The following is a 6192-nucleotide window of genomic DNA, read 5'->3' as shown; positions in this document are numbered from 1 at the left end:
GGCCGCCGCACGACGGGGGGCGCCGAGGCGTCCCGGTCCTCCCGGAAAAGCAGGTGGACGGGGATGGTGGCGGTGCGGTCGCCGCCGATGACGGCCTGATGGCGCCCGGTGTCCCGGAGCGCATCGGGCCGGGGCGCGGCGTCGGCCCCGGACAGCACGAGCACGGGTTCGGCGACGGAGGCGGGAGCGGTCTCACCCACGGCCTCGCCCACCGCCTCCTCCCCGGTGGCGGACTGCGGGGCGCTCACGGGTTCCGGGGCGCTCGCGGGCTCCGGGGCGCTCGCAGGCTCCGGTTCACTTGCGGACTCCGGCTCGCTCGCGGACTCCGGCAGCGGGGCGGCGGCCCGCACCGCGTCCTCGGCGTCCTTCTCGCGCGCGTCGGCGCGGTCCGCCGCCGCGGGCACGGCGTCGCTCACCGCCTCCGGGGGACTCACCGCCTCCGGTTCCGGGACCGCCGCGAGCCCGGCGTCCGGGGCGGCCGGTTCGCGGTCGGCGTGCTCCGGGGACCGGGCGGCCTCCGTCGGCGCCGGCACCGACACCGAGGCCGACGTGGCTCCGAGGGGGCCGGTCTCGGCCGGGGTGAGGTCGAGGACCACGTCCACCGCGTCCCCGGGCTCCCGGTGCCCGGGAGGTTCCGCCTCCGGCACCTCGACCACCACCTCGCCGCCGGCCGCCGGGACGGACACGGAGACCGGTGCGAACAGCGGGGGCGCCTCGCGTTTCGCCGCGCCGCCGTCCCGGCCGGGGACCGTGCCCTTCACGGGCAGTCCTTCGGCGACCGGCGCCGCGTCCTGCCCGGCGGCGCCCGCCGCCCACGCGTCCGTGACGCTGCCCGCGCCGCCCGGGCCCACCCACTCCCGTACCGGGACCGTCCCGTACCGCTCCTCCCCGTACTCCGTCTGCTGGCCGTGCTCCGGGTTCCCGGAGCTGTCCGACACCGTGGATCGCATTACCGCCTCCGTCATGTGCGTCGTGTCACGCGAAGAGTCGCCGCCAGGTCTCCGGGCCCGGATAGCCGTCCGCCTCCTTGCCCCGCCAGCCCTGGGCCTTCTGGAACGCCTCGACATTGCGCCGGTCCGCCTCGGTCCACCGGGGGTCGGGGCCCGAGCGGTAGTGCGCGCCGTATCCCTTCTTCACCAACTGTTTTCCGAGGTTCTCGACATGGCCGCTGACCCGACCCGGCCGGAAATACCCCCGTCCGGGGAAGGCCGGGACCGCCTTCGAGCCGCTCGGCCCGGCCACCGCGGGGATGTCGCGACCGGTTCCGGTCACCAGCCGCCGCCAGGTGTCGGGGCCGGGGATGCCGTCGGCCTCGGTGCCCCGCCAGCCCTGCGCCCGCTGGAACGCCCGGGTGGCGTCGCGGTCGGCGGCGGTCCACAGGGGGCCGGGGCCGACCTTGTAGAAGCGCTCGCCGCCCCGGCCGACGAGCATCGCGCCGAGCCGGGTGACCTGGGCGTTGTTCGCCCCGGGACCGAACGCCGCCGCGCCGGGGAACGGAGTGGTGCCGGCCTCGCCGCCGGACTTGCCCGTACTCAGGCCGTTGTACCGGTAGGCGACGTAGCTCGCCGAGTTGGTCCAGTACGCCATGGGCGTCGTCTGCTTGCGGGTGTGCGGCTTGGTCTGCTCGTACGCGGTGTACTGGGTGTGCGCCGCATCGGTCCAGCCGCCGAAGATCGTGACGTGGGAGCCCTGGGCCGGGTCGGCGAGGTTGTGGAAGAGCAGGATGTCGCCGGGCTGGAGATCCGCGCGGGCGATCCGCGTGCCGTACGCGGCGAGGCTGCCGGTCCACTCGTTGCCCGGCAGGTTCCAGGCCATCGAGACGTAGCCGGAGCAGTCCTGCCGGTATCCGTCCGTCCAATACGCGGACATGCTGTACGGGACCTTCGCGGAGACCCACTTCTTGGCCCGCTCGATGATCTCGGTCCGGGTGGTCGCGGGCGCCGCCGGGGACGACGACAGGCTCGTCCCGCTCTCCGGCGCCCCGGCCTCCGTGGCCCCGCCCTCCGGCGCGTCGGCGCCCGGCGCCCCCGCGGCCGGTGACCCGGCGCCGCCGAGCGGGCCGGGCATGCCCTGCGGACTGTCCGGATACGGGGAGAGCCCGGCAGGCATCCCCGTACCCGGCACCGGGACCGGGTCCGCCGGGGCGCCGAAGGACTCGGTGATCCCGCCGCCCAGCACCACCCCGGCCGCGGTGACCAGGACCATCGCGCGCCGCGCGCCGTGCGCGGCGGGGTTCCCTCCGTACCGCACGGGCAGTCCCCCGGCGGCGGTCCGGCGCTGGGCGGCGCACCCCGGGCAGGGGCAGTCGGTGGCGGGTACGTACTCCTCGAAGGCCGGCACGGTCATGCGATCCCCTCCGCAGTCGTCAAGATCCTCGGGCCATCTGCTCGGGCGTCAGTGTGGCAACAGTCACGACATACCGCAGTTTGACGGATAGAAGGGAAAAAACGACCATCCGACAGGCCGGGAGACGACACCGCGGTCGGAAGCACCGCTCGGGATCGGGTAGAGTTCTCGACGTCAGCAGGCGCCGCTAGCTCAGTTGGTTAGAGCAGCTGACTCTTAATCAGCGGGTCCGGGGTTCGAGTCCCTGGCGGCGCACAGACAGTCAAGGCCCCCTCGCTCCGCGCGAGGGGGCCTTGATGCTTTTCGGGCCGTTCGCCGCACTTTCGATGCGTGCGGAGGGTGACCGATTATCGACGTACCGTCAGAATGCGGGTGGGCCGCTGCGGCCCGGCCGCCTACAGTGGGTCCGTGCGGCGGACCCGGACGGCCCAGTGGCCCCGGGTCTGCCCGGTGGTCTCCCGCGTCCGTGCCGGGTCACTCCCGCGGCCCGCGCACCGCGGTCGAGGACCGGCCCGGCCGCCCCCGGTGACGGGCGGCGGCCGGGCCGGGTACCAGCGGGATCAGACGGCTCCCGCAGGGGCCCCGGCGCTCGCCGCCGCGCCGGCGGACTCCGTGCCCGCGGGCTTCTCCGCCGTGAGGTAGGCCGAGACGACGACGTTCGCGGTGTACGACCGGGACTCCTGGTCGTACGTGCCGCCGCAGGTGATCAGCCGCAGCTCCGCCCGGCCGTCCTTGCGGGGCCCGTACGCCTTCTGCGCGTCGAACCGGGCCCGGGTGAGGACCTGCACGTCGTCGATGGTGAACTCGGCGACGGTGCCGTCGGTGCGCGTGACGTCCACCTTCGCGCCGGGGCGGGCGGTGCTGAGCCCGTAGAAGACGGCCGGTTCGGTCGCCGTGTCGACATGGCCGACGAACAGGGCCGGGCCCTCTGCGCCGGGCTCGGTGCCCGCGCCGTACCAGCCGACCGTCTGCGGCGTGTCGTACGACGGCGGCTCGATGGCGCCGTCCGCGTCCAGGCCGCGCGGCACGACGGGGGCGCGGACGCCGATCGACGGGATCTCGACGCTCTGCGGGGCCACACCCCCGATCGGCTCGTGCGCCGGGGGCAGCGGTACGCCGAGCGGGCGCCCGACGGCGGCGACGTCGCCGGTCGTCGGGGCGGAGCCGATGCCCGAGCCGTCGGTGATGCCGCGCCCCCACAGCCACAGGCCGAGCAGGATGACCGCCCAGGCCACCCCCGTGAGCAGCCTGCCGCGGCCCGCCGCGCCCTCCGGTGCCGGCATGTCAGTCGGTCGCCGGCCGGCGGCGGCGCATGCCGCGACAGGCGACGGCACCGGCCGCGAGGGCGGCGAGACCGAAGCCGATCACTTCCTGGGTGGTGCCGGGGCCGTCCTGCTCGGCGCTCTCGCCCGCGAGCACGGCGGTGCCGCCGCCACCCGCGTGGACCGGGGCGACGGGCATGGGCCGGGAGCGGTGGACGACGGTGAGGGTGGCGGTCACCGTCGTGTGCTTGTCGTCCTTGCACACGGCCCGGACGTCGTAGTCGCCCGGCTCCGCGTCGGCCCGGACCCGGGCCTCGGCGTAGAGCGTGCGGTCGCCGCCGGACGAGAACCGTGCCTCGGAGACGAAGGCGTCGGAGCTCCCCTTGGCCTCCTTGGCCTTGCAGCCGGCCAGCTCCAGCTCGACCTCGCCGCCCGGCGCGACGGACGACGGCGTGACCGACAGGGTGACGCGGGGCCGTGGGTCGTCCCCGTGGCCGGAGCCGGATTCGGCCAGTGCCGCGGGGACGGGCACCAGGGTCGCCGCGGCCACTGCGGCGGCACAGAACGTGAGGGGTATGAAACGCATCGTGAACCTCCTGCTGGCAGGTTCACGCGCGGCAGGGCCCTCCGCATCCGCAGCGCGGGGGCGTTGGGCCGATGGAGTGGGACGTACGGGGGGGGCGGGCGCGGTACGGCCCGCCCCCCGGCCGCGTCCGGGTGTCAGCGCGGGTCGACGAGGTCCACCAGGTCGGCGATGGACTCGACCACCGTGGACGGGCGGAACGGGTACTTGTCGATGTCGGCGACCGTGGTCAGCCCGGTGAGCACCAGGAACGTCTGCATGCCCGCCTCCAGGCCGGCCAGCACATCGGTGTCCATCCGGTCGCCGATCATGGCGCTGGACTCGGAGTGGGCGCCGATCGCGTTGAGCCCGGTGCGCATCATCAGCGGGTTCGGCTTGCCCGCGAAGTACGGCGCCTTGCCCGTCGCCTTGGTGATCAGGGCGGCGACGGAACCGGTCGCGGGCAGCGGGCCCTCGGCGGACGGGCCGGTCTCGTCGGGGTTGGTGCAGATGAACCGGGCGCCGGCGTTGATGAGCCGGATCGCCTTGGTGAGCGCCTCGAAGGAGTACGTGCGCGTCTCGCCGAGCACCACGTAGTCGGGGTCGTGGTCGGTGAGGACGTAACCGATGTCGTGCAGCGCGGTGGTGAGCCCGGCCTCGCCGATCACGTACGCGGTGCCGCCGGGCCGCTGGTCGTCCAGGAACTGGGCGGTGGCCAGCGCGGAGGTCCAGATGTTCTCCACGGGCACGTCCAGGCCCATGCGCTGGAGCCGGGCGTGCAGATCGCGCGCGGTGTAGATCGAGTTGTTGGTCAGGACCAGGAACGGCAGCCCCGAATCACGCAGCCGCTTGATGAAGGCGTCGGCGCCGGGGATCGGGGTGCCCTCGTGGATGAGGACACCGTCCATGTCGGTGAGCCAGGACGAGATCGGCTTGCGCTCTGCCATTGCGGGACTCCAGTTGCCGTACGCCAGGTGCGGGGACGCCGGCGGCACCGCGCTGTGCAGCGCCGACGCCCCAGAGTCTAGGCCGACGGTCCGGCGGGGCGGCAATGGCCGACCACCTGTCGATCAGTGGTGCGCGCGGCGGGTGCGGCGGCTCGTCAGCACCATCGCGCCGCCGCCGATCAGGAATCCGGAGACGGTGAGGGCGGGCAACGCCACGGGGACGGAGATGCCGGTCCTGGCGAGTTCCGGCAGCCCGGCCGGGTCGGTGCCGGACGGTACGGGTCGGCGCGCGGCGCCCGGCGGCGTCGCTCCGGTCGTGCCCGGGTCCGCGTATCCCTCGTCGCCCTTGCCCTTCACCGTGCCGCTCCCCTCGTCCCGCGTCCCGTCGGTGCCGCCCATGTCGTCCCTGTCCGTCCCGTCCGTACCGGTGCCGCCCTCGACCACGGTGAACGGGTAGGCGCCGGACTCGCCGACCCACTCCCCGTCGCCGCCCCGCGCCCCGCCCCCGGCGCCCCGGCGCTGGACGACCGCGGCGTTGGCGGTGATCCGGCCCGGGGCGGTGTCCGCGGTGAAGGCCAGCCGGACCTGGACGGTGAGCGTGCGCCCGGCGGGCACGGTGAAGCCGGGGAAGGCGTCGTCGCCGTCGCCGCCGAACACCCCGATGTGCTCGTCCCGGTCGGTCGTCTCCCAGGTCACGTGGTGCTCGACGCCGGGCCGGGCGCGCTCGGAGAAGCGGAGCCGGATCTGGTCCGCGGTCAGCGCGCGGTTCTCGTCGGTGAGGACGAGGACCGGGTGGACGGCCCGGCAGGGCTCCGCCGTGGTGTTCGTCAGGTCCAGGAACCAGGTGCCGTAGCCGCCGCCGGACGCGTAGGTGTCGGGGCCGCCGTGGATGCGGGTGTCGAGGGGGAAGTCGTCCGACGCCGGGTCACCGCAGGCGTCCTGCCCCGGGGCGGCGGCCGGCGGGGCGGCCCCCGTCCGTGACGTCGTCGAAGATCCGGGCCGCCGTGCGGAGGCGTGAGGCGTACGGGGGGAGGGCGCGGGCCGCCTCGGCCGCGGCCTCGTCGGCGGTCCTGCC

5 protein-coding genes, 1 tRNA gene and 1 pseudogene are annotated in these 6192 nt (G+C 75.1%); 1 reads left to right on the top strand and 6 read right to left on the bottom strand.

Features of this window, described 5'->3' with window-relative positions; all coding sequences use genetic code 11:
* Together MHW47_RS30655 and MHW47_RS30650 are read right to left on the bottom strand one after the other, a co-directional pair.
* A pseudogene (locus MHW47_RS30655) lies at positions 1-965 on the bottom strand (hypothetical protein); the annotation flags it as partial.
* 10 nt (positions 966-975) lie between these two features.
* Complete coding sequence (locus MHW47_RS30650; protein WP_239227134.1) at positions 976-2346, bottom strand: peptidoglycan-binding protein; 1371 nt, start codon at positions 2344-2346, stop codon at positions 976-978.
* A gap of 181 nt (positions 2347-2527) precedes the next feature.
* Here MHW47_RS30650 and MHW47_RS30645 point away from each other — a divergent pair.
* Positions 2528-2601 (top strand) — tRNA-Lys (locus tag MHW47_RS30645).
* Between the two features lie 305 nt (positions 2602-2906).
* Here MHW47_RS30645 and MHW47_RS30640 read toward each other — a convergent pair.
* From MHW47_RS30640 to MHW47_RS30625, 4 genes are all read right to left on the bottom strand, one after another.
* The gene (locus MHW47_RS30640; RefSeq protein ID WP_239227133.1) at positions 2907-3629 is read right to left on the bottom strand and encodes a class F sortase; all 723 of its coding nucleotides are present in this window, start codon (positions 3627-3629) and stop codon (positions 2907-2909) included.
* A 1-nt stretch (position 3630) separates the two neighbouring features.
* Positions 3631-4194, bottom strand: a complete 564-nt coding sequence (locus MHW47_RS30635; RefSeq protein WP_239227132.1) for a hypothetical protein — start codon at positions 4192-4194, stop codon at positions 3631-3633.
* A gap of 134 nt (positions 4195-4328) precedes the next feature.
* Positions 4329-5117, bottom strand: a complete 789-nt coding sequence (locus MHW47_RS30630) for an HAD-IIA family hydrolase (RefSeq protein ID WP_239227131.1) — start codon at positions 5115-5117, stop codon at positions 4329-4331.
* Between the two features lie 123 nt (positions 5118-5240).
* Positions 5241-6192, bottom strand: a 952-nt coding sequence (locus tag MHW47_RS30625) for a hypothetical protein (protein ID WP_239227130.1), incomplete at its 5' end; no start/stop codon positions are given.

This window comes from Streptomyces sp. OfavH-34-F (assembly GCF_022347745.1).
In the GTDB taxonomy this organism is placed as follows: domain Bacteria; phylum Actinomycetota; class Actinomycetes; order Streptomycetales; family Streptomycetaceae; genus Streptomyces.
This window is presented reverse-complemented; position numbering and strand designations above follow the sequence as displayed.

Coding starts and splice junctions, on each gene's coding strand:
- MHW47_RS30650 (WP_239227134.1), bottom strand. CDS start 2,346: ATGACCGTGCCGGCCTTCGAGGAGTACGTACCCGCCACCGACTGCCCC.
- MHW47_RS30640 (WP_239227133.1), bottom strand. CDS start 3,629: ATGCCGGCACCGGAGGGCGCGGCGGGCCGCGGCAGGCTGCTCACGGGG.
- MHW47_RS30635 (WP_239227132.1), bottom strand. CDS start 4,194: ATGCGTTTCATACCCCTCACGTTCTGTGCCGCCGCAGTGGCCGCGGCG.
- MHW47_RS30630 (WP_239227131.1), bottom strand. CDS start 5,117: ATGGCAGAGCGCAAGCCGATCTCGTCCTGGCTCACCGACATGGACGGT.